This window comes from Alteromonas sp. 5NS40-0096 (genome assembly GCF_057544385.1).
This window is the reverse complement of the sequence record NZ_BAAJLQ010000009.1, coordinates 105,237-127,367: the sequence shown is the minus strand read 5'-3', so window position 1 is coordinate 127,367 and position 22,131 is coordinate 105,237. Positions and strand designations below refer to the sequence as shown.

Below are 22,131 nucleotides of genomic sequence, written 5' to 3'. Positions count from 1 at the left end.
TTTAGGCACCATTCGGCCCATCTCGTTTGTGCAGATGGCTTTCTATAGACTCAGCAAAATTAAGGCCACAAATCATAATCATTTAAAAACAATGACTTAGATTTACTTTGAATTTACTTTGGTTATTTTTACTACATGTAAGTGGTGAAGAAAATCAGGATTTGGCGAAAATCAAAACGTAAATACGTCAATTTAGTACCGAATCGCCTTAGCCCTCGACACTGAAACAATCGCTACTTTTTGATGTGTATCACCAACTTAACTATCAAATAGTCGAATATTGCGATAGATGAGTTTTATAACGGTGAATTCTCTAGTAAAATTAGCGTACAGTTGTAAGCTGAGTTAATTAAAAGCTATGAAAAAACCACCATTGATCCTAACCAATATATTGGTGTTTTTAATCACGGGATTGATTGCATTCGTTGGGACACCCATTTGGGTTGCCTTCAACGGCATTGACGGTGCAGAAATTGGCACCGCAATATTTCTTTTCTTTTTTACTGGCATGTCGATCACAGCCGGCTACCACAGGCTATGGTCACACAAAACCTATGACGCCAATGTTGTTGTCCGGGTCATATTGGCTATCGGCGGCGCAATGGCGTTACAAAACAGTATTCTACATTGGTCTTCTGATCACCGAGTACACCATCGCCATGTTGATGATGACAACAAAGATCCGTACTCGGCAGGCAAAGGGCTTTGGTACTCACACATTGGCTGGATGCTAAGGGAGTATCAGTCAGCACGATATGACGATTACAGCAACTGCAAAGATTTACAAAAAGACAAAGTCGTAATGTGGCAACACAATCATTATTTACTAATTATGCTCATTGCCAATTTCGGTATTCCTGCATTGTTGGGATGGTTTAACGGGGATATTTTCGGCATGATTTTGATTGCTGGTGTATTCCGTCTTGTTGCCGTTCACCATGTGACTTTCTTTATCAACAGCTTGGCACACTTTTGGGGGAGCCAACCCTATACTGATGCCAACAGCGCACGAGACAATGGAATACTGGCTTTCTTTACTTTTGGTGAGGGATATCACAACTACCATCATATCTTTGAATATGACTACCGTAACGGTATTCGTTGGTGGCAGTACGATCCGACAAAATGGCTGATCAGGGGCTTATCATTTATTGGACTGACGAAAAACCTCAGACGTGTTCCTGAAGAGCGAATCGAAAAAGCCCGAGCTGCCATGCAGCTTCAACGGGCCAACGCCAAAGTATCCTCATTGCCTAACGCAGAAGAAATTACCGCCACGATTCAAAAAGAATACGATGAATTGTTGGCTAAGATGTCAGCGTTTTATGCGGCGAAGAAACGCATGATGGCCGCGCGTAAGGAGTCATTAGTTCAAAGCGTTGAAAAGCTAGAGTTAGACTACAAATACAAAGAACTCAAACAAGCCCTTGAATTACAGAAACAAAAGTGGCTCGAACTCCAAACTCTTAGCTTCGCTTAGTACATTTGGGAGCTGCTAGAAAGTAGCTCCTATACTCTCCCCGTCTTACGACTCGATTCATTCCCCTTTGCTCGTTGTTTTTGCGCCCAGCAATGTGAACTGACACATCAGAAAAACTAAATAAACGGCGTCTAAACAAAATAAGCCTTTTTCGTTACGCAACAAAACTTGCTAGACTGGATTTAATTCAGTAACCCTAGATGATTATTGCAATGACAAAAAAGAAGCAAACTAAAACGCCGACTTATCAATTCGATGCTGTCGTTATTGGCACAGGCCCTGGTGGCGAAGGTGTTGCCATGCAGTTAGCAAAAGCGGGCAGAAATGTAGCCGTTATCGAACGGTATGAATCCGTCGGTGGCGGTTGTACTCACTGGGGTACTATTCCTTCAAAGGCTCTACGCCATTCCGTAAGCCGCTTGATTGAATTCAACAACAACCCGTTGTTTGCTGATAAACAAAGCGCCCATTCACTGACTTTTGCCGATATTATGCAACATGCAAGTGGTGTCATTCGCAAACAATCAAGATTGAGAAGCAGCTTTTATGACAGAAACCGCGTGACCTTGTTGCACGGTGAAGCTAGTTTTATCGATGCCAATACGATTCAACTTAACAAACCGGACGGCTCTACCGACATTATTACCACCGAACAAGTAGCCATTGCGACGGGTTCAAGGCCATACTGCCCGAAGGATATCGACTTTTCTCATCCCCGTATTTATAACTCAGATACCATTCTTGACTTACAACACGATCCGCAAACTATCATTATTTATGGTGCCGGGGTTATCGGTTCCGAATACGCGTCTATTTTTAGAGGCATGGGTGTAAAAGTCGATTTGGTCAACATGCGAGAGCGTTTGTTATCATTCTTAGACGCTGAGATTTCTGACTCACTCAGTTATCACTTGTGGAACAACGGTGTAGTGATCCGCCACAACGAAGCATATGCCAGTGTCGAAGGCACCGAAGATTCAGTGATTTTGCACTTGGAATCTGGTAAAAAGATGCGCGCTGACTGCCTATTGTTTGCCAACGGACGAACGGGTAACACCGATATGCTTGAACTGGAAAATGTCGGTTTAAGTGCAGATTCTCGTGGCCAACTGAAGGTTAACTCCAATTATCAAACTGAGGTTGAAAACATCTACGCCGTAGGCGACGTGATAGGCTACCCAAGCCTTGCTTCTGCAGCATACAACCAAGGCCGTTTCGCCGCCGAAGCAATGTTAGCGGGTCAAACTCACAAAACCTTGGTTGAAGATATCCCCACTGGCATTTACACCATCCCTGAAATCAGTTCAGTCGGCAAAACTGAACAAGAACTGACACAAATGAAAGTGCCATATGAAGTGGGAAGAGCTCAGTTCAAACATTTGGCAAGAGCACAGATCGCGTCAACGCAGGTCGGTAGCCTAAAAATACTGTTCCACAGGGAAACAAAAGAAATTTTGGGCATTCATTGTTTTGGCGAGCGGGCGTCTGAGATTGTGCATATCGGGCAAGCCATCATGCAACAAGAAGGTGAAGGCAATACCATTGAATACTTCGTGAATACCACATTCAACTACCCAACGATGGCAGAAGCCTATCGCGTGGCGGCGTTGAATGGTTTGAATCGAATATTCTGATAAAAATTACAGGCATAAAAAAACCGGCGTTTAGCCGGTTTTTTACATTGTTAACTTAGGAATTAATTCTTGTCGTTTGCTGCAAGTACGTTTCTTGCTAGCAACGCTTCGCGATGCGCAACGATATCGATCTGCATTTTGCGTTGATCAAATGTCATAGTTGCGACAACATATTCACCAGTATTTTGACTGGCTACGTCAATCACTTTGTTTTGGGCTTCGCGGAATTGGATGCTGTTGCCGATTTTTTCCGACATACACTGATTATTCAATTCGAAGGTTTTGTCGTCCATGCAATCGAAGAGACCTTTTTCGTTTGTGTCAGCATGCGCGACACCGAAAGCCATCGATAATGCCAGCCCTAGTACTACTTTACGCATGAGATATCTCCTGTTTACATATTCCTCAAATGTATGAATAAGCATACTTTATAATCAGGTAAATGGCAACAGGAACTAACAAGCAAATATTACAAAAGTATGACAACTAGTAATAATTCATCGAAAAAAAGCCATGATTTTGAGCAATTGGTCGAAAAAGTATACCAATGCCAACTTTGTAGTGAACATTTGCCATATGACCCTAGACCCATCGTGTCATTGTCATCAATTGCCCAAATAGTTGTCATTGGTCAAGCTCCGGGCCTTATTGCACATGACACAAACAAAGCTTGGAACGACAATAGTGGTGCGAGACTTCGTCAATGGTTAGGTATTGATGAAAATACGTTTTATGACAAATCATACCTTTCGTTGATGCCAATGGGCTTTTGCTTTCCCGGCTATAAAAACAATGCCGACGCGCCACCAAGAAAAGAATGTGCGCCACAGTGGCATGACAAGCTGCTTGAATACATGCACCCAAAACTGACTATATTGGTCGGTCGATACGCGCAACACTACTATCTACCTCACTACCCTAACCTTACGGCCGCGGTACAAGAACAAAATAGTGATGAACACAATGTATGGGTGCTGCCTCATCCATCTGGGCGAAATAACCGCTGGCTTGGGCGCAACCCTTGGTTTGAAGAGGTTACGCTACCGGCACTCAAAGCGCGGGTAAAGCAATGGCTTCCCTAACGCTAATTCAATGCCACTGTGTAACGCAAGCATTCTTCAATTAGCGATGAGGGTCGTCTTTTTGGTAATTTTCAAGGAAGGTAGTTAAGTCGTCGAAAGGCATCGGCTTAGCGAACAAGTAACCTTGAGCTTCATCACAGCCTAGCTTTAACATATAGCTGGCTTGTTCTCGTCGCTCCACCCCTTCTGCGATGGTAGACAAACCCAGTTTACTGCCCAATGTTACAATCGTCTCAGCGATAACCGCTTGTTCACCGGGTTTGATGTCGCTGACAAAAGAACGGTCGACCTTTAATCGATCTAATGGCAATTTTTGAAGGTAACTCATCGACGAGAATCCCGTACCAAAGTCATCAATCGCAATGGCCACACCGTAAGCCTTGAGAATACGAAGGGCATCAATCACAATCTGTGGCTCATCCATTACCACACTTTCCGTAATTTCAAGCTCTAACAGATTCGGATCAACGTTGTATTTGTCGAGTGTCGATTTCACTTTTTCAACAAAACGCTTGTCTCTGAACTGGGGAATCGAAATATTCACCGCTACCCGCAAATCGCAATAGCCCATTTCACATAGCTGATTGATGCGTCGGCACGATTCCTCAAGAACCCACTCACCGATATCGACGATCAGGCCCGAATACTCTGCTAGTGGCACAAACACCGCAGGGGATATATAACCACCTTCACCATCAGGCCAACGAAGTAACCCTTCCATCCCGACGATTTTTTCACTAACAAGGTCAACTTGAGGTTGGAACCACAATTGCAACTTGCGCTCAGCAAAGTCGCTACGAAGACGGCGAATCATGCTCAGTCGCCACGTGGTTTTTTCTTCAATCTCAGGCGCGTAGAACTCATAGTTGTCGGTGAGATTCTTCTTCGCTCGATTCAATGCAATGTTGGTTCGTTTTAAGATATCTATGCCAATCTTTCTGTCTTCTTCTAGCTTGCAGAAGCCCATTGTCACATTAAGCGGTAGTGTATGGTCACCCGCGACAAAAGAAGATTGGAATAGGGCATTGATTTGAGCTGGATTGACGTGCTCTTCAGGGCCTATTAGGCCAAATACATCTGCCCCAATACGACTTAGGCGTACATGTGAAGACAACTTATCGGATAGACGAGCAGCAACAGCTTTTAAGATCAAGTTACCCGCTTCTTGGCCTAATCCATCGTTAATATCAGAGAAATGGTTGATATCAATAAGGGCCGCGCATTGGGCGTTGTTGGCATTCACTTCGGGTCTGTCCAACATATTGATGAACTGATTTCGGTTAGGCAGTTTAGTCAGCCAATCGCGAAAAGCGGCATTGCGAAGTTCGTGGAATAAGTTTACGTTTTCGTACCCAACGCTAATGCTGGATAAAAAGACTTCCAATAGTTGCTTGTCTAAATGGCTTATGCCATCTGTTGTATTCACGTAAACCGCGGCTTCAAAGCCCGAACTACTGATATACAAGATAGAGAAGTCTTCTTCGTAAATATGTTGTTTTATGCGCAAGCAGCGAGAGACATTCTCGACAATCGTGGCGCTGTGCAGTGCTTCTATTGGCTGGTTAATGTAACTGGCAAATTCGCCCGCCGCGCCCAAAACATAAACGCCGTCGTCGTCTCGGTCGATCACTGAACCGGCTTTAGCACAAACTACACCTTCAGCTTCCAATCCAACGAGGGAGCTGATCTGGGTAACAATCCCCTCACAAAACCCTTTTACTGAATGTTCTTCCAGTAAGTTCGAAGCGGATGAAATAATTTTCTGTAGACCTAAACGGCTTTGATTGATGGTTAGAATTTGTTGATAAGAACGCAAAGAGGCGATGACAGAAGTCATTAACTTACCGCGCGTGAGTTCTGTTTTTGTTTTGTAGTCATTGATGTCAAAGTTTTTAATGACATCTTCTTCTGGCGCATAACCGGGTTGACCGGTTCGCAGGATGATCCGAGGTTCTGGAATATTCAGCGATTCGCGCAAGTAACGCACAACCTCAAGCCCGGCATCATCTGTTTCCATCACCACATCGAGCAGTATGATCGCAATATCACTACCGTACTCTTCAAGCACGCGCTTGGCTTCCTCACCAGAGTAGGCATGAAGAAAGTTTAGTGTACGATCATTTAAGATGAGATCAGACAATGCCAATTTGGTGACGGTATGAATTTCTTCATCGTCGTCCACCACCAATACATTCCAATGCTTGTAGACCTTGTCTTCTAATTCTGTATGACCATCTTCATCCAGAAATATCAGCTCATCGTTTTCGTAATCAGTCGGCGACATGATTAGTGCTAATCCTTACTGCTTTTGTACGTTAATCCTAACCCGTCTGTCGCTATTTGCAAAGTTCAGCAAGCAATGTAATAGTGATTCCAACATACAATCTCGCCGAATATCGTGTAACGCTCACGAGAATCCGACAGTGTGATTTGCCTTTATTACAAGCTCAGAGTTGTGAAGACTGAATAAAACTCTATGAAAATCAATAATGACGCCATTCCAAAACCGATAGTTAAGGCTGCTAAACCCTCGGAGCCCAAAGAGGTTGTCGCAAAAGAGGCTACGTCCACTTCGGCCAACAAAGTCACATCGAATACTCAACAGCATATTCAAACTTGGTTTGCCAAAGCGGGGATCTCTCCCACTATGACGATGTCAGATGCCAAAGGCAGGCACCAATCAATAGAGCGTCGGCGTCAAATTCAAGCGAGCCATAAGATTGGTAATTTACAGTCGATTCTGACCATGGCCATGTCTGTGAGTGTTCAAGAGCAGCCAGCCGATAACCTCGATCCCGATTGGTTCTTTACGTTTATCGACATGGCGGAAAATGTGTATTCACCGGCGATGCAAGAACTGTGGGGTAAAATTTTTGCCGTGGAAGTTGGCCGTCCGGGTAGCTTTTCAATTCGCACACTGGAAACACTCAAAGCCCTTACACAAAAAGATGCCAAACTGTTTACTAAGGCCTCTTCGCTTGCCAGCCGTCGCCAAACCGATGCGATCCCCAAAATTATTGTGGGTTATCATCAACGCAAAGGTTTTTTGTCGCTGTTAAGGCCACCGGGCTTTACGCAATTGAACTTATCGAAATACGGGCTGAGCTATCCAGATATTCTGGCGCTTATTGATATGAAACTGATTTACGCTAGCGAAATCGAAAGTGCAGAACTCGACCCAAGTAAACGCAGTCTGTGGAAATGTGGCTCGAGTAATTTTAACTTGAGTGCCAAACGTCAAGGTATCGCATTGGTTTATTACAAGTTTACCTCTGTCGGGGCGGAATTGTTTAGGCTGTCGTCGAAGTCGACTCCCGCAGAATACCTTGAAGTGTTGAAGCAAACACTAGAGCCTGCTTTTCACATAGACTGACACAGTGGTCGACACCACTGTGTCACATTCCATTAGATACCGTCACCATCACCAAATTCATGCAAACCACATTCGCGTTTCAACCCAAAGAAGCGGGTATCTTGTTCGCTCATGCCCTCTTGCAACGATTGTGTGGTGTGCCAATCTCCGATAGACACATAGCCTTCGTCCCACAGAGGATGGTACGGCAGCTTGTTATCTTTAAGATAGAAATGTAAGTCTTTGTTGCTCTGATCGATAATCGGATACAGTTTAAACTGGCCACCAACGCGCTGAAGCACTGGCAATTTGCCGCGAGTATCTGACTGAGACCGACGTAAGCCAGCAAACCATGTTCCAACGCTCAACTCTTTAAGTGCGCGTTGCATCGGCTCGACCTTATTCATGCGATTGTATTTTTCGATCCCATCAATGCCCTTTTCCCACAGTTTTCCAAACCTCGCTTCTTGCCATCCGGCGGTCAGCTCTGCTCGGTAAACACGTAGATTTAGGTTTAACCGATCTGTCATTGCATCGATAAACTGATAGGTCTCAGGAAACAGATAACCCGTATCGGTGAGCACAACTGGGATGTCGGACTTTACTTGCGTTAACAAGTGAAGCATCACCGCTGATTGTGCGCCGAAACTAGAAGATACTATGTGATTACCCGGCAAATTTTCCATCGCCCACTCAACGCGAGCGATAGGTGTCATTGCTTCAAGTTCCTGATTGACGGCAGCAACACTGCTCAAGATATCTTGAGTAGGTTGCGCATCGTCCAATCGCGAGAATACGCTATCAGTCATAAAAATCTCTTGCTGAGTCAATTACAGGGGCGATGATGCCAGCTCTTACAACGTAATCGCCAAACGACTCACCTTGATTTCGTTCTTTCGCCCAGCGGCCAATTAACGAATCCATTTCCTGCATAATTTCTTCTTCGCTAATGTTCTCTTTGTACATACGCGGAATACGTGTACCTTCTCGATCACCACCGATGTGGAAATTGTATTTACCTGGGCCTTTACCCACTAAGCCAACTTCAGCCAACATTGCGCGACCACAGCCGTTAGGGCAGCCAGTAACACGGAAAATGATGCTGTCTTGGGCTAAACCGTGGCTTGCCAAAATGCCTTCAAGCTGTGTAACTGCATCTGGTAAATAACGCTCGGCTTCAGCCATTGCCAACGGACACGTCGGTAGCGATACACATGCCATTGAGTCAAGACGTTGATTCGAGACTTCTGGCTGAATCAAACCGTGTTGTCTTGCCAATGCTTCGATGGCGTCTTTTTGATCGGCGGGTACACCAGCAACCACTAAGTTTTGGTTAGCTGTCATACGGAAATCGCCTTGGTGAATCTTGGCAATTTCTCGGCAACCCGTTTTCAACGTTTTACCTGGGTAATCTAAGATTCGGCCGTTCTCGATGAACAGGGTCAAGTGGAATTTGCCGTCAATACCTTCTACCCAACCGAAGCGGTCACCACGGCTCGTGAATTCATAAGGACGGCTCTCGGCAAATGTAATCTCTGCACGCTTTTCGACTTCAGCTTTGAAGTTTTCTAGGCCAACACGCTCAATAGTGTATTTAGTCTTGGCGTTTTTACGATTTACGCGGTTACCCCAATCACGTTGAGTCGTCACTACCGCTGCTGCAACAGCCAGAGTATTCTCTAGAGGAATGAAGCCAAGGTCATCGGCTTTGCGCGGATAAGTTGTCTTGTCGCCATGAGTCATTGCAAGGCCACCGCCCACAAGAACGTTAAAGCCGACTAACTTACCTTCTTCAGCAATTGCCACAAAGCTCAAGTCATTAGCATGCACATCCACATCGTTTTGTGGCGGGATCACAACAGTTGTCTTGAACTTACGCGGTAGATATTGCCCACTCAAAATAGGCTCTTCTTCTAGCTCGGTTGACTCTAGTTTTTCGCCATCAAGCCAAATTTCTGCATACGCTCGAGTTTTTGGAAGTAAGTGTTCACTAATCTTTTTAGCCCAATCATAAGCTTCTTGATGTACTTCTGATTCGACTGGGTTAGACGTACACAATACATTTCGGTTAACGTCACCCGCCGTCGCAATTGAATCGATGCCCGCTTTGTTAAGCGTCATGTGCATCTTCTTCAAATGTGGCTTTAATACACCGTGAAACTGGAACGTTTGGCGAGTCGTCAAACGAATACTGCCATACATGGTGCTTTCACCAGCAAATTCGTCAATGGCTAGCCACTGTTCCGGCTTGATGATACCGCCAGGCAAACGCGCGCGGAGCATCAAGTTATGCAAAGGCTCAAGTTTTTGCTTGGTGCGCTCTGCGCGGATATCGCGATCATCTTGTTGATACATACCGTGGAAACGAATCAGCTGGAAGTTATCCGCAGTGAAGCCACCGGTAAGATCATCAGTAATATCTTCGGCAATCGTGCCGCGCAAGTTTCGGCTACTGCCTTTAATGCGCTCGTTGTCGGCCAGTTTGCCTTCAACTGTAAATGGAGATTTTTCGTTGCTCATTAATAAACATCCTTCTGATAACGTTTTGCCTTACGCAGTGCAGTAACGTATTGCTTGGCTTCGTCTGCTGACTTACCACCATGCTGTTGAATGATTTCAAGCAACGCATTTTCAACGTCTTTCGCCATATGGTTAGCGTCTCCACATACATAGAAGTGAGCGCCCTCTTCTAACCATTGGTATACCTCGGCACCGTTTTCAAGCAAACGATGTTGGACGTAGATCTTTTGTTCTTGATCTCGAGAGAATGCCAAACTGATTTTGCTTAACAAACCAGACTTTTTGTAAGCCTGCCATTCAGTTTGATATAAAAAGTCTTGGGTGAAATTCGGGTTACCGAAGAACAACCAGTTTTTGCCTTCTGCATCTTGAGCCTCGCGCTCTTGCATAAAGGCTCTAAATGGTGCGATACCTGTACCGGGGCCAACCATGATGACCGGAGTGTTAGCATCGGCAGGGAGACGGAAGTTATCGTTGTTTTCAACAAACACTTCAATATCTGCACCTTCCTCTAAACGCTCGCACAAGAAGCCTGATGCGCCACCTTGATGACGTTTACCGTAAGCTTCGTAATCGACGTGTGCTACCGTTAAGTGCACTTCTTCTTCCACTTCCGCTTGGCTTGATGCAATGGAATACAATCTTGGCGTTAATGGACGTAGCGCGTCTACCAACGTTTGTGCATCTACACTGGCAGGGTGATCGCGAACAATATCGATTATTTGTCTGTCAGCAAGGTAAGCACGAAGATCCGCAGGTACTTCTAGTAACTTACCAAGCGCTTCGTTGCCGGAGGCAGCCTGATAGGCTTTCACGAAACCGGGGTAACTCAAGGTCAGTTCCAATCGGCGTTGCAATGCATCTTTTAACGTGAAGCTGTCTGTACCCAGCGTCACTTGTGCAGATGCGTCAGCAGACACCAAGGCGATCAATTCGTCAACCAAGGCTTCATCGTTTAGGAACCAAACGCCAAGCGCATCGCCTGGCTGATAGGTAATCCCTGAGTCTTCTAAGCTAATTTCGACGTGACGGATGTCTTTGACAGAGTCACGAGCTGTAATTTTCACACTTTCAATTAGGTTAGCGACAAACGGCGACTTTTTGGTGTACGTTTGGGCACCCGCTGCAACCGGAGCTGCTGCTGTTGCTACTGTGGCGGCAGGCGCAGCGGTAAAGTCAGCTTTGATGGCTTCAATAAGTGCATCGCCCCATGCTTCTGCAGGTGCTTCGTAATCGACATCACAATCCACTCTTGGTGTGATGGCGCTTGCACCAAGTTTGCCCAAGCGTTCATCAAAATCTTTAGCCGTTTGGCAGAAAAATTCATAGCTGGTATCGCCAAGCCCAAGTACAGCGTATTTTACACCTGCCAATTTAGGGGCTTTCTTACCACCTAAAAACTCGTGCAGTTCAGCGGCGTCATCAGGGGCTTCACCCTCACCGTGTGTACTGACGGCAATCGCAAGATGCGTTTCGTTTTTAATCTGGCGAGGCTTGTAGTCTGCCATACTAACTAGGTTGTTTTTGATGCCTGCAGCATCAGCTTTCGCCTTAAACGCTGTCGCAACGCCTTTAGAATTACCCGTTTGTGAACCGAATAAAATCGTAAGTACAGCGTTGTTTTCGGGCGCTTCAACCGCCCCAGAAACCGGTGCAGCTTCACCAGCAGTTTGGCCCGCAGCCAAACCTGCAACGTATCCGCTCACCCAAGTCAATTGGTCACGGTTAAGACCAACAAGAGCTTGCGTTATCGCATTCCATTGTTGTTCTCCCAGCATCGCTGAGGGAAGTAAATTTTGTTTAGTATGTACAGACATAGATCTTTAGCCTCAATTTGATGCGCTAAGGCTAACGGCTTTGTCTTAATACAGGAAAGAATTAATACAACTTTTTTATTACTGAACGTGCTTAAAAAACCAATTGTTCAATGAAAGTTATCTAGATAGGGCAAAAAAACTTTAAGAAACAAGCGCTAATAAAAAAGGGCTATATTGCAATAGCCCTTTGATATTCATCCCTTTTTAACAAAAAAGGGGTTAGAAATGCATCTCGATACCGGCAAATACACCGTCATAACTAAGATCAGCGTAAATATCATCAAGATCTTCTACATCAACAGTGACATCGCGATAACCCACTTGAAGAGTCAGATCCAACGCTACACTTTCGATCAGATCATAAGTAATTGCCACTTGAAAATCACTCAACTCGTGATCATCAAAAGTTAAGTAGCTTCCCTCTGCATAGGCAGACAAACCTGTGAATGGTAGGCCTACTTCAACTCGAGAGTAGAGCATTGGAATCACACCAGAGAACTCTTCCTGACTCATCAAGTTACTTGCAGTATCAGCAACGTTTAATGTGCCGTCGATGTACTTACCGTTGATCCCTAAATCAAAGCTCAATAGATCGTTGTCAAACAACTCGTAATACAAGATAAAATCTGTTGAGGTAATATCACTGATTGTGTCGACTGTGCTGCCAACGGTATAAAGTGTGCCATCAAACTCGAAATTGCTCGTTAGCAATGTCGAACCATTTGATTCGAGTGTCGTGTGAGCTACTTTGATATTGGGAACAAAAGGAACAAAGTGCTCAAAGGCGATGTAAAACGCGGTTTCGCCTTCGTCATCAAAGTCAAAATCGGCAGTTGAGTTAGTGCTGGCAAAACCACCACTTGTGCCCGTATCCCAGTATTGAGCGCCCGCATAGACACCCAACAAGGTATCTGCCGAAACAGAAGGTACTGCAGCAACACCTGCTAGTGCTGCGATCAGTAACGTTTTCTTCATGTGTTATCCTTGGTTTAGTAGTTCAGATAATTCGATGATGGCAGCGTTAGCTCGAGAAATATAGTTCGCCATTACTAACGAGTGATTAGCTAACATACCAAAGCCACTGCCATTGAGTATCATTGGGCTCCATACGGTTTGCTGGGTTGCCTCTAATTCTCTAATGATCTGTTGCAAACTCACTAGCGCATTTTTCTTTTCTAGGACATCTCTAAAGTCGACTTCTATCGCTTTCAAAAAATGCAGCAATGCCCAAGTTGCGCCCCTTGCTTCATAAAAATTATTGTCCAACTGCCACCAGCTTGTTTTTGTGTAGCTTTGGCTTGGCAGTGGTGTTGAATTACTTGCCGCAGTATCGCCAGCCAAATCCGTATTAACCCTGTCACTGCCCACACTTGCGCTCAAACGTTGAGATAAACTCCCCAAACGCTTTTCGACTTGTTTGAGATAGTCTCTAAGATTATCGGCCCTGGCGTAAAACTGGCTATCGCCGGCAACAGGCGAGCCCAACTCGTCGCGATACAAAATCATCCAATCAATTGCATCTTGATATTGTGATTCAGCTGAAGGTAGCAACCAACTGCGGTGGTCGATATTGAATTTGGGTTGTGCTTGCACCAACATTTCGTTTTCGATGGATTGGGATTGCGAGCGACTGAAGTCTTTTCGCATTGACAAGGCGAGGTCTCGTATCATCTCCAGCGCGCCAAATTCCCAACTTGGCATATTGTCTAAAAACACGCTAGGAGGGGTAACATCGTTAGATAAGTAGCCGCCGGGCTTATTAAGAAGAGTATCAGCAACGGTGATCATTGTTGCTGTAGTGGTAAACCCCGTTACATCTGTGTGTACGCGGTCACCCGCTTGTTGTCTAGCCGATTCATTTACGTCGAAGGTATCAGGCGCACTGCTCCAGTACATTCCTAATAAGGTAAACAAGATTACCAATACGCCGGCACCGGCTGAAATCCACTTCGCGTTTAAGTATTGTGTCATCAGACTTCCTATCTCAATTTCGTATGATTAGTTTAGCTGGGGTAACAAAGAAACTAAACCTCTAATCAATGCCTTGCTACGAAATTCAGAAGGAATATTACCCCATTTAGTGATTAACTTGCGTATGGTTTACGACGTTGAAGTATCATGTAGACTACGCCGCCGATTAACAATACTGGCCAGAAGATACTGACGCCAGCCACAATAAGTGCGACAACCGCAGCGCCTACTGCCAAAAACAAGGCACCGAACACGCTAATTGCGACAATGAAACCGACAAGGACGGCAACTGCAGCAAGAGCGGATAACACGGCAAAGCCCTCAAGTGGTGAAAGCAAATCATCATGCATCACAATATTCACTCCCCACCAATCGTTAATCGCAATCCCAAAACAGTTAATTAATACAACAGCAATCAATACTGCTAATAAGAAGTTTTTCATGGTCTACCTCGGCAACAACACGACTGCAGCGATGTAAGCTATAACCGTGACCATTGGTAGACAAAACGCCCCGATTAGCGCGCCGGCTCTCACCCATGTTGCATCGATGTTGAAGTAGCGTGCAACACCCGCGCAAACACCTGAAATCATGGCATCATGTTCACTTCGCTTGATTCTTTTTTCACCGTAAACCGTTTTCATTACAATTCTCCGACACGTTAGGGTTGAGCCGCGAAGGAGGCCGAATTGCCTCCCTCCGGGACGTTACGCGGTGCTTAAGCCGCTTTCTTTTTTTGCTTTGGCTGTTTAGCTAGCTTCAATGCTGCTAATTCAGCTTCGATGGCATCATCTGCTTCAAGGGCTTTGAATTGGCTTTCCAAATCTGACGCCGCCGAACCAGGTACTACATCGTATGCATCAACTTGCGCTTCTAGGCCTTCGATGCGTTGCTCGTATTCATCGAAACGAGACATGGCACTAGCAAGTTTGTCACTGTGTTCTACTTGTTTAGCTTTCAGGCGAACCGAAGCAGAAGACTTGCGTACGACAATCGCTTTTTGTTTCGCTTTAGCTTCAGTCAGCTTTTCCGCCAGCGCTGCCGTATCGTTTTGTAGGCGATTTAGCGCTTCTTCCAATTCATCCAACTGTTTTTGAATGTCTTGCTGCTTTTGAACAAAGCTTTGCTTTTCAACAAGCGCTGCGCGAGCCAGTGATTCTTTGTCTTTTTCAATCGCTAAGCTTGCTTTTGCTTGCCACTGTTCAGCTTGTTTTTCAGCATTGGCGAACTCGCGTTCTAGTTGCTTTTTCTCTGCTAAGTATTTTGCAGCGACCGAGCGAAGCTCAACCATGGTTTCTTCCATTTCCTGAATAATCAGACGAACGATTTTTTCAGGATCTTCTGCTTTATCTAGCATTGCGTTTAAGTTAGCTTGCACGATATCTGATAGTCTTGAAAACATTCCCATTGTTATTCCTCCAGGTTAATTAAGTCACTCAAGTCATGTTTGATATAACTATTACAATCACCGTGCCAATTATTTAAATCACTGTTTTTATTGATAAAAAATAATTTTCAACATTAGAGAGTAATTTTTACAGATTGGAAAAAACCGATAGATAGCGAATTTAACCACCTAAATTGGTCAAATTTACCAAGTCAAAAAACCACTTTTACTCTTTTATTGGGACAGGCATGTCATTTAAGCAACAGTCTTCTGTTGGGACTGGGCTTCTTTTATTTGGACAGGCATGCCATTTGCGATTTTCGTTTTGACAAAAATGTCAGTTAAGCAACACTCTTCTGTTGGGACAGGCATGGTAGAGATACGATTTGTGAATCAAAGCAGCGTTTCCATTTGTCATGCCTGTCCACGTATCTCCTATTGAGATTGAATTCGGCAATTTCCTCAAGGCAAAGCTTGAATTTATTCAGGAGAGCTTAAAATGCTGATTTGAGAGACAGTCACAGCAACAATTCAATTGGTGCAGTAGGGTTTCAAATTAACATGCCTGTCCACAGAAAAGAAAAAGCAGAAGTTTTAAAGGTAGTAAATGACAAGGTTGATTAGATAAGAGTGAAGAACGTTTGAAGATAAGTTGGTGATAGATGTATAGATAATCACAAGCGCAAAAAAACAGGTAACGATATTCGCGTTACCTGTTTATCTGATATTCCATCAGTGGCCTAGTGTAGCGTCTGCGACTCTTGTTGCTAGACGATGACCACTGACGGTATCTGGTGAAGACGATGGCGCTAACAATTAAGCTTGCAACCGGCGTTAACAAAAATAGTAGTAATATTAACGGTTGATGCATAACGTCACCTATTACTCGCCTTTGGCTGCAGACTCGTCCTTCGTTTCTACCGCTGCGATATCCGTGATATCAACTTTACCTACTACTGTCTCACCATTGATGTCAAACAAATGAACTGTGTTCGCTACGCTTTGTTGTACACCAAGCTCAATCTCATTTGTAGCAACAGTAACTGCTTGATCAATTACGTGGCTCATGAATCTTTCTAGAACTGATTCTTGTGCTTGCGCAACGTTAGAAATCAAACCAGTAGTCAATGCAGCAGCGATAATTAGTGAAGCCTTTTTCATGATGTTCTCTCTTTGTTTAAGTTAAGTTTGGAAGCGTTATTGCTTCGACGATTAACTTATTGCGAGAGGTGTGCCAACTTTGAAAAAATTCGTAAACACATGATTTTAATAAAATATTTACGGTATCATTGAGAAAGCTTAATGAGTTCAAGTATCAGCAGTGGTTAAAATAACCACTACAATTAGGCAATTTCACTATTTTTTGAGTCGTTGAATTTTTGTACGGCAGCTTGAGCTTTTTCAACTTCATCAAGAGCGCGTAATAGTAAGTCGGGTTGAGGACCTCGACCCGTTCCATGTTGGCTCAAATAACGGCGCCAAATTTTACCACCCGCTTGCCCCTGAAACAGTCCGAGCATATGGCGAACCGCGTGCCAAGGCCTAAACCGTTCGTCGGTTTGTCTGTTAACGTAATCATTCATCAAGTGTACAATTTCGGACCGACTAAGTGGTGTGCTTGTGTCCCCATATATTTCGCTATCTACTAGACTTAGCATATACGGGTTTCCATATGCCTCACGGCCAACCATAACACCATCAACAAACTCTAGCTGAGCTTTAACTTCATCAAGTGTTTTGATGCCACCGTTAATACTGACATGAAGCTTGTCATTCGCGGCTTTTAATCGATGTACCCGAGGATAATTCAAAGGTGGAATCTCTCTATTCTCTTTCGGACTTAACCCTTGAAGCCAAGCTTTTCGAGCGTGCACGATAAAGGTTTCACAGCCCGCCTCAGCGACCGTTTCAACAAAATGGCTAAAGTCGGCATCTTCATCCATATCGTCTATACCGATTCGGCATTTTACGGTAACAGGAATATCTACCGCATTTTGCATCGCTTGAACGCATGCACTGACAACATCAGGCTGCACCATCAAGCAAGCCCCAAAGCTGCCATTTTTTACCCTATCAGAGGGACACCCAACATTGATATTGACTTCATCGTAGCCACGCTCCTGGGCCATTTCGGCGCATCGAGCCATATCAGTCGGATCGCAACCACCTAATTGAAGAGCAACAGGATGCTCTTCTCGGTTGTATGCCAGATAATCACCTTTACCGTAAATCAAGGCTCCAGTGGTTACCATCTCGGTATAAAGAAGGGCTCGTTTAGAAATCAATCGCAAAAAATAGCGACAGTGTTGATCAGTCCAATCAAGCATAGGCGCGACTGAAAAACGTCTGTCTTCATCGGTGATAGCGCTACTGCGATTTACATCTTTACTTTGGGCCACTTCGAATATCTCTCTTGTATAACAATGTGTTGCAAGAAGCCCTTTAATTACAAGGGCTAAATCGACGCGAAGTGTAGCACATGGCGGTTTTTGCAGAAACTGAATTGATCATAGATAAAGCTACATTTTGGCTACCAATAACGGCAGCTAGCGGCCTTGATTGGCCCAGGGTCATTTAAAATAAACCCAATACCAATTAGGTTAATTATTTATTGCCTGTCCAACTCTACCCAAATGGGCCGATGATCAGACAAATAGTACCGAAGGTATTTGTTGAATGCTCTTACTGCTTTCCCATTGGACAACTGAGCAGAGAGCTCCTGCCACTTTTCATCAAAAACGGCATTATCGAAATCAAACACGCCATGTTGCTTCACCCTATTTTTTAAGTCTGTGGGAGCAAACGCAATCTGGTCATAGGTTTTGTCATTGCCCAGGTTTGAACCGCCTATTCTGGTGAGCTTTTCATTTCTCGCTAAGCCGCTACCTCGATACAAATCTACAGCCTTCCATGAGAACTTGTGTAGCGCCTTTATTGTCGACTCGTTGTACTCCATATTCGGAATATTCATATCACCTAGAAGGATAATGTGCTCATTCCATGCATTACCGCTTTTTACCCTGTCTCTGGCCCACTTGGCCAACGCATGAATTTCAAGCACGCGGCGAGCATATTTTAAACGTTTACTCTCAGATCCAGAGTTTTGAAACGCTCCGAAATACAAATGAACATTAGCCATAACAAAGCTGATATTGCCGCTAGAAAAACTACCAATGAAGGGATTGCGATCAAAAGGCTTAAACTTTACGTTTTCGAACGTTTGTACCATTTCCTGTGAGTGTCTTCGATAACGCACTGTCACATCACGCTTGGGAAAGCGCCGCTCTGTTAATGCCACCTCACCAAATAACTCATCGGCAGTAACTTTGTTTTTGTTGTATACATAGGCAAGTCGTTCATTGTTACCCCCGGTGTCAGACATCACAAAATCAAAGTGATCACCCATTAATTCAACACAGCGCACAAACTCTCTGAAATTGTCGTTTACCTCCTGAACGGCAATTAGGTCAAAGCGTTTCATAATAAAAGCTAGTGTCAGCAAGGATTCATCTGTTCGGTCTTGAACCCCAAAATTAGCGATGTTCCAACTCGCTATTAGAAGGTTGTTATCAGAGGATTCGGGAACATTTCGAAGTGTAAAGTGTGCATCCAACTTTGTGCATTCTAGCGCACTATTGAAGTCTAAAGGGTCGTCAGGTTTTGCAAATGGGACTGCCATAAGTTGCTCACCTTCCTTGTGGTTAAAACAAAGGTATAGCGATCGACGCGAGGTCACGCAAATATTTTTTACGATATTGAGGCTACGAGATTGAGACAGTCATAAAACAAGGCTTGAATACAGTACCGTTTCTCATCAACTTTCAGCAAGATTCCCATCAAAGATTGATGGACTGAATATCTCCACATGCCAAGAGCAAGACAAACTCAAATAAACCTTTCCGACACTCCCTACTACCACTGCGTGTCGCGGTGCGTTCGCCGAGCCTTTCTTTGTGGAACAGATACTTTAACAGGTCAGTGTTATGAGCACAGACGCAAGTGGGTTGAAGATAGGATTCGCTTTTTATCGACCGTATTTAGTATTGACGTTTGTGCCTATGCGGTCATGAGTAATCACACTCACTTGGTAGTTCATGTCGATAGCAATAGAGTAAAACGAATGTCGATAAAAGAGATAATCGAAAAATGGCATCAGCTATACAAAGGCACACATTTAACTCGCCAATACTTGGCTGCAGAAAATAACGAGTCAATGGATGATTTATCGTTAACAACGGTTCAAGAAACGGCCGAAGTTTGGAGAAAAAGACTTTGTGATATCAGTTGGTTTATGCGTTCACTCAACGAATATATCGCACGCCAAGCTAACATAGAAGATAACTGCACAGGGCACTTTTGGGAAGGCAGATTCAAATCTCAAGCACTCCTCGACGAGACGTCACTCTTAGCATGCATGGCCTATGTAGACTTAAACCCAGTACGAGCCAACATAGCCTCATCTATTGAAGATTCAGACTACACAAGTATCCAACATAGACTAAAAGCCATAAAAGCGGGGAGAAGAGCCAAATTCTTAATGCCATTTGCGAAGAGCTCCCTCAAAATCACAATTACTTGTATTCCATTTTCGCTCGCCGACTACATCAAGCTAGTAGATGACACTGGTAGGCAAGTTACTCCGAACAAGAGAGGAAAAATACACAGTAGCGAGCCTAGTGCCTTAACGAAACTGAACCTAGACTCAGCGCAATGGCTGGAACTGTCTACTGAGTTTGAAGCTTGCTTTCAGTCAGTAGCTGGTAACGTCATCAGCCTAGAAACTTATGCGGCAAAATACGGTAAAAAACGCGTATCTGGGCGTGCTAACGCAATGAGGCTGTTTGGCTGAAGACTAACGTGCTGAACAACAGCCAAACGAAACTATAAGGTTCGTTTTTCGAATCGACTATTGCCCAAAAGCTTGAATACTGCGTTGTAACACAGCGGTTGTAACTTTTTCCAACCAAGTTAGCTCTCTCTCAGAAGCCAAATTGATTTTGCGCTGTCATAGTTCAAAGCAATAGCCAAAGAACTCACATGACTGTCTTAGTAATTTCATGTGATGGCCAATTCAAGAGCGCGATATCTCCTCAAGCTCGGCTTCATCTACCTGTCCTAGTTATATTTAGACACAGCTTTCAAACATGCCTGTCCTAGTTATTGTTCTTGTTATTGTTTCGCTCTATAGTCTAGTTTGCCCTACCTAAACGCTCATATTCAGTCCACAGTTCCACTGCCCTTTCAAACCCAAGATCCGCTGAGTTTTTTAGGTGAATATTTCGCTTCTGAGGATCAAACAGGGATAAAAATTCATCTCCATATATCTGAGCTTTTACAAACTCAGCAGCAGCTTTCTTCCTCTTAAAGTCCTTGTTATTAAGATACGCTAACCCTTTTTTAACGAAGCCTTCTTGTTTAGTTGCGTCGGTAATATCGTGCATTTGTTGGGCAAATAATATGATTGCATCTTCATCCCCTTCCTCAGCCACATCTTGCAACCAAATTAGCGCTTGTTTGAGATTTTTATAGTTTCCTTGTTTATACTGAAGAAACAAATTGTATTTAGATTCAGAGTTACCAATTTGAGCCGCTTTCACAAGTAGCTCTATACCTTCGTTAAGGTTTATAAAACCAGCTTCCGTAGTAAAGATAACTCCTAGGGCATTCATAGCATCAGAACTTCCCTGTTGTGCCGCAATTTTATAACTATGGATCGACTTTCCGATATCTCGCTCAGAAAGCTTTCCATAGTAATACAACTCACCCAGTGCTAAGTGAACCTCCATCGGAAAACAAGCTGAGAATTCTTTCAACAGTCTTTCAATGTCGCTACCATCAACGTCAATTGCATTATTCACCATTGATGTTTTTAAACTTACAAAGTTCTCCTTGTGCTGTGTACTACATTCGACTGCATTTACAGGAAAGGACAACACAGTAGCTAAAGATAGAAGCAGGCGACTACAATAACGTTTTTTCACACCTAATCTCCTTGAACAAAATGATCTGAAGGGCGCCCCCATCTCAAAAAATGCAGACCTCATATGACTGTCTTAGTAATTTAATAATCCATTGATTTAATAAACAAATTAAAGTGGATGTCCAAGTAATAATTATGACAATCAGTGAAAGAATGAACTCTTTGAGACAAATACAACCAACACGAACATCGAATTACAAGCAGTCTGTTTCACATAGTTCAGTCAATGCAAACCCCGCCGAAGCGGGATTTGGTTTCAAATTACGATGGGTATCCAATTAGTTAATGAGACGTTAACTCTTGTTTCGATCAATCAAAACATTTGCGTTGAATAGCACCTTCACCGATCAGTCTTACTAACTCATCATATTCTTGAATACCTATTCCAGTCTTGAAATAGAGTACCTTATCTTCTTTCTTGAATTTTCCATTAATCATCAAATAGATCTCGCTTATCGGAAATCTATCATGGGGAATCGACGCAACAACAAAAACATCGCTTCCAATTTTCGAGTACAGATACACTCCCTTAGATATCTGAGTCCTCCCTCGCAAGTCATTTACAATCTCTTGTCGAGCGAATATTTCCGTTGAATTATTAAATTCCGTACCAGCTTCAGATTCACTGTTACCACAATACGCTGGCCAAGAACTATTAGATAACTTAACGTTTATTCTCTTCATACCAGTATCAACATTACTAAATTGACTCCGATGCCTTCCATAATCATCACCACAACCAATCAGCAACATAAACATCAGTATTATTGCTATTTGTTTCATAAGTTTTTGCAACCAGACCTCATATGACTGTCTTAGTAATTTCAATGCCTCCCAATTTACTACTAGGGGACATCTTTTCCGTTTACCGAAAAATAAAGAAAGCGATTAAACAGCGTTTGCGTTCG

The 22,131-nt window shown here is 43.8% G+C and carries 20 protein-coding genes; 5 read left to right on the top strand and 15 right to left on the bottom strand.

All coding sequences use genetic code 11. The features are described 5' to 3' along the window. The first annotated feature begins 358 nt into the window (after window positions 1-358). Window positions 359-1,480: an acyl-CoA desaturase gene (locus tag AC27G9_RS20045; protein WP_487076292.1), complete on the top strand. Its 1,122-nt coding sequence runs from the start codon at window positions 359-361 to the stop codon at window positions 1,478-1,480. A 212-nt stretch (window positions 1,481-1,692) separates the two neighbouring features. After that, window positions 1,693-3,114 (top strand): Si-specific NAD(P)(+) transhydrogenase, encoded by a 1,422-nt coding sequence (sthA, locus tag AC27G9_RS20040; RefSeq protein WP_487076291.1) that lies wholly within the window; start codon window positions 1,693-1,695, stop codon window positions 3,112-3,114. Window positions 3,115-3,176: 62 nt separating this feature from the next. Here the strand turns inward: sthA and AC27G9_RS20035 are convergent, their stop codons facing one another. After that, a complete protein-coding gene (locus AC27G9_RS20035) occupies window positions 3,177-3,494 on the bottom strand; it encodes a pyridine nucleotide transhydrogenase (RefSeq protein ID WP_487076290.1) in 318 nt (105 codons plus the stop codon). A 99-nt stretch (window positions 3,495-3,593) separates the two neighbouring features. On the opposite strand from AC27G9_RS20035, the gene AC27G9_RS20030 reads away from it, so the two are divergent. Continuing rightward, the gene (locus AC27G9_RS20030) at window positions 3,594-4,196 is read left to right on the top strand and encodes a uracil-DNA glycosylase family protein (protein ID WP_487076289.1); all 603 of its coding nucleotides are present in this window, start codon (window positions 3,594-3,596) and stop codon (window positions 4,194-4,196) included. A 40-nt stretch (window positions 4,197-4,236) separates the two neighbouring features. Here the strand turns inward: AC27G9_RS20030 and AC27G9_RS20025 are convergent, their stop codons facing one another. Then, window positions 4,237-6,480, bottom strand: a complete 2,244-nt coding sequence (locus AC27G9_RS20025; RefSeq protein ID WP_487076288.1) for a bifunctional diguanylate cyclase/phosphodiesterase — start codon at window positions 6,478-6,480, stop codon at window positions 4,237-4,239. A gap of 192 nt (window positions 6,481-6,672) precedes the next feature. Between AC27G9_RS20025 and AC27G9_RS20020 the strand changes: the two genes are divergently transcribed. Next, window positions 6,673-7,569 (top strand): TIGR03899 family protein, encoded by an 897-nt coding sequence (locus tag AC27G9_RS20020; RefSeq protein WP_487076287.1) that lies wholly within the window; start codon window positions 6,673-6,675, stop codon window positions 7,567-7,569. 32 nt (window positions 7,570-7,601) lie between these two features. Here AC27G9_RS20020 and AC27G9_RS20015 read toward each other — a convergent pair whose 3' ends face one another. The 11 genes from AC27G9_RS20015 to AC27G9_RS19965 form a co-directional block, all read right to left on the bottom strand. Then, entirely contained in the window at window positions 7,602-8,357 is a 756-nt protein-coding gene (locus AC27G9_RS20015) for a phosphoadenylyl-sulfate reductase (RefSeq protein ID WP_487076286.1), read from the bottom strand. Then, window positions 8,350-10,068: an assimilatory sulfite reductase (NADPH) hemoprotein subunit gene (gene cysI, locus AC27G9_RS20010; protein WP_487076284.1), complete on the bottom strand. Its 1,719-nt coding sequence runs from the start codon at window positions 10,066-10,068 to the stop codon at window positions 8,350-8,352. Before cysI ends, AC27G9_RS20015 begins: the two co-directional genes overlap by 8 nt. Beyond that, window positions 10,068-11,885 carry an assimilatory sulfite reductase (NADPH) flavoprotein subunit gene (locus tag AC27G9_RS20005; protein WP_487076283.1) on the bottom strand — a complete coding sequence of 606 codons (1,818 nt, stop codon included), beginning with the start codon at window positions 11,883-11,885 and terminating at the stop codon, window positions 10,068-10,070. The genes cysI and AC27G9_RS20005 overlap by 1 nt, the downstream gene beginning before the upstream one ends. Before the next feature lie 219 nt (window positions 11,886-12,104). Beyond that, on the bottom strand, window positions 12,105-12,860 hold the full coding sequence (locus AC27G9_RS20000; protein WP_487076282.1) for a TIGR04219 family outer membrane beta-barrel protein: 756 nt from the start codon (window positions 12,858-12,860) through the stop codon (window positions 12,105-12,107). A gap of 3 nt (window positions 12,861-12,863) precedes the next feature. Further along, the gene (locus AC27G9_RS19995) at window positions 12,864-13,856 is read right to left on the bottom strand and encodes a DUF2333 family protein (protein ID WP_487076281.1); all 993 of its coding nucleotides are present in this window, start codon (window positions 13,854-13,856) and stop codon (window positions 12,864-12,866) included. A gap of 113 nt (window positions 13,857-13,969) precedes the next feature. After that, window positions 13,970-14,299 (bottom strand): hypothetical protein, encoded by a 330-nt coding sequence (locus AC27G9_RS19990; RefSeq protein ID WP_487076280.1) that lies wholly within the window; start codon window positions 14,297-14,299, stop codon window positions 13,970-13,972. A 3-nt stretch (window positions 14,300-14,302) separates the two neighbouring features. After that, entirely contained in the window at window positions 14,303-14,500 is a 198-nt protein-coding gene (locus tag AC27G9_RS19985) for a PspC domain-containing protein (protein WP_487076279.1), read from the bottom strand. A 74-nt stretch (window positions 14,501-14,574) separates the two neighbouring features. Further along, window positions 14,575-15,264 (bottom strand): phage shock protein PspA, encoded by a 690-nt coding sequence (pspA, locus tag AC27G9_RS19980; RefSeq protein WP_487076278.1) that lies wholly within the window; start codon window positions 15,262-15,264, stop codon window positions 14,575-14,577. A gap of 861 nt (window positions 15,265-16,125) precedes the next feature. Beyond that, window positions 16,126-16,404, bottom strand: a complete 279-nt coding sequence (locus AC27G9_RS19975; protein WP_487076277.1) for a hypothetical protein — start codon at window positions 16,402-16,404, stop codon at window positions 16,126-16,128. A 182-nt stretch (window positions 16,405-16,586) separates the two neighbouring features. After that, window positions 16,587-17,642 (bottom strand): tRNA dihydrouridine(20/20a) synthase DusA, encoded by a 1,056-nt coding sequence (gene dusA / locus AC27G9_RS19970; RefSeq protein ID WP_487076276.1) that lies wholly within the window; start codon window positions 17,640-17,642, stop codon window positions 16,587-16,589. Window positions 17,643-17,851: 209 nt separating this feature from the next. Next, window positions 17,852-18,922 carry an endonuclease/exonuclease/phosphatase family protein gene (locus tag AC27G9_RS19965; protein ID WP_487076275.1) on the bottom strand — a complete coding sequence of 357 codons (1,071 nt, stop codon included), beginning with the start codon at window positions 18,920-18,922 and terminating at the stop codon, window positions 17,852-17,854. A gap of 186 nt (window positions 18,923-19,108) precedes the next feature. Between AC27G9_RS19965 and AC27G9_RS19960 the strand changes: the two genes are divergently transcribed. Further along, entirely contained in the window at window positions 19,109-20,092 is a 984-nt protein-coding gene (locus AC27G9_RS19960; RefSeq protein ID WP_487076274.1) for a transposase, read from the top strand. 340 nt (window positions 20,093-20,432) lie between these two features. Here AC27G9_RS19960 and AC27G9_RS19955 read toward each other — a convergent pair whose 3' ends face one another. Then, window positions 20,433-21,224, bottom strand: coding sequence for a tetratricopeptide repeat protein (locus AC27G9_RS19955; protein ID WP_487076273.1), 792 nt, complete (start codon window positions 21,222-21,224; stop codon window positions 20,433-20,435). Window positions 21,225-21,532: 308 nt separating this feature from the next. After that, window positions 21,533-22,006 carry a hypothetical protein gene (locus AC27G9_RS19950; RefSeq protein WP_487076272.1) on the bottom strand — a complete coding sequence of 158 codons (474 nt, stop codon included), beginning with the start codon at window positions 22,004-22,006 and terminating at the stop codon, window positions 21,533-21,535. Between the last annotated feature and the right edge of the window lie 125 nt (window positions 22,007-22,131).

Coding starts and splice junctions, on each gene's coding strand:
- AC27G9_RS19965 (WP_487076275.1), bottom strand. CDS start 18,922: ATGGCAGTCCCATTTGCAAAACCTGACGACCCTTTAGACTTCAATAGT.
- AC27G9_RS20005 (WP_487076283.1), bottom strand. CDS start 11,885: ATGTCTGTACATACTAAACAAAATTTACTTCCCTCAGCGATGCTGGGA.
- AC27G9_RS19950 (WP_487076272.1), bottom strand. CDS start 22,006: ATGAAACAAATAGCAATAATACTGATGTTTATGTTGCTGATTGGTTGT.
- cysI (WP_487076284.1), bottom strand. CDS start 10,068: ATGAGCAACGAAAAATCTCCATTTACAGTTGAAGGCAAACTGGCCGAC.
- AC27G9_RS20025 (WP_487076288.1), bottom strand. CDS start 6,480: ATGTCGCCGACTGATTACGAAAACGATGAGCTGATATTTCTGGATGAA.
- AC27G9_RS20020 (WP_487076287.1), top strand. CDS start 6,673: ATGAAAATCAATAATGACGCCATTCCAAAACCGATAGTTAAGGCTGCT.
- AC27G9_RS20030 (WP_487076289.1), top strand. CDS start 3,594: ATGACAACTAGTAATAATTCATCGAAAAAAAGCCATGATTTTGAGCAA.
- pspA (WP_487076278.1), bottom strand. CDS start 15,264: ATGGGAATGTTTTCAAGACTATCAGATATCGTGCAAGCTAACTTAAAC.
- AC27G9_RS20000 (WP_487076282.1), bottom strand. CDS start 12,860: ATGAAGAAAACGTTACTGATCGCAGCACTAGCAGGTGTTGCTGCAGTA.
- AC27G9_RS19985 (WP_487076279.1), bottom strand. CDS start 14,500: ATGAAAACGGTTTACGGTGAAAAAAGAATCAAGCGAAGTGAACATGAT.
- AC27G9_RS19995 (WP_487076281.1), bottom strand. CDS start 13,856: ATGACACAATACTTAAACGCGAAGTGGATTTCAGCCGGTGCCGGCGTA.
- AC27G9_RS20045 (WP_487076292.1), top strand. CDS start 359: ATGAAAAAACCACCATTGATCCTAACCAATATATTGGTGTTTTTAATC.
- sthA (WP_487076291.1), top strand. CDS start 1,693: ATGACAAAAAAGAAGCAAACTAAAACGCCGACTTATCAATTCGATGCT.
- AC27G9_RS19960 (WP_487076274.1), top strand. CDS start 19,109: ATGCCAAGAGCAAGACAAACTCAAATAAACCTTTCCGACACTCCCTAC.
- AC27G9_RS19990 (WP_487076280.1), bottom strand. CDS start 14,299: ATGAAAAACTTCTTATTAGCAGTATTGATTGCTGTTGTATTAATTAAC.
- AC27G9_RS20035 (WP_487076290.1), bottom strand. CDS start 3,494: ATGCGTAAAGTAGTACTAGGGCTGGCATTATCGATGGCTTTCGGTGTC.
- AC27G9_RS19975 (WP_487076277.1), bottom strand. CDS start 16,404: ATGAAAAAGGCTTCACTAATTATCGCTGCTGCATTGACTACTGGTTTG.
- AC27G9_RS20015 (WP_487076286.1), bottom strand. CDS start 8,357: ATGACTGATAGCGTATTCTCGCGATTGGACGATGCGCAACCTACTCAA.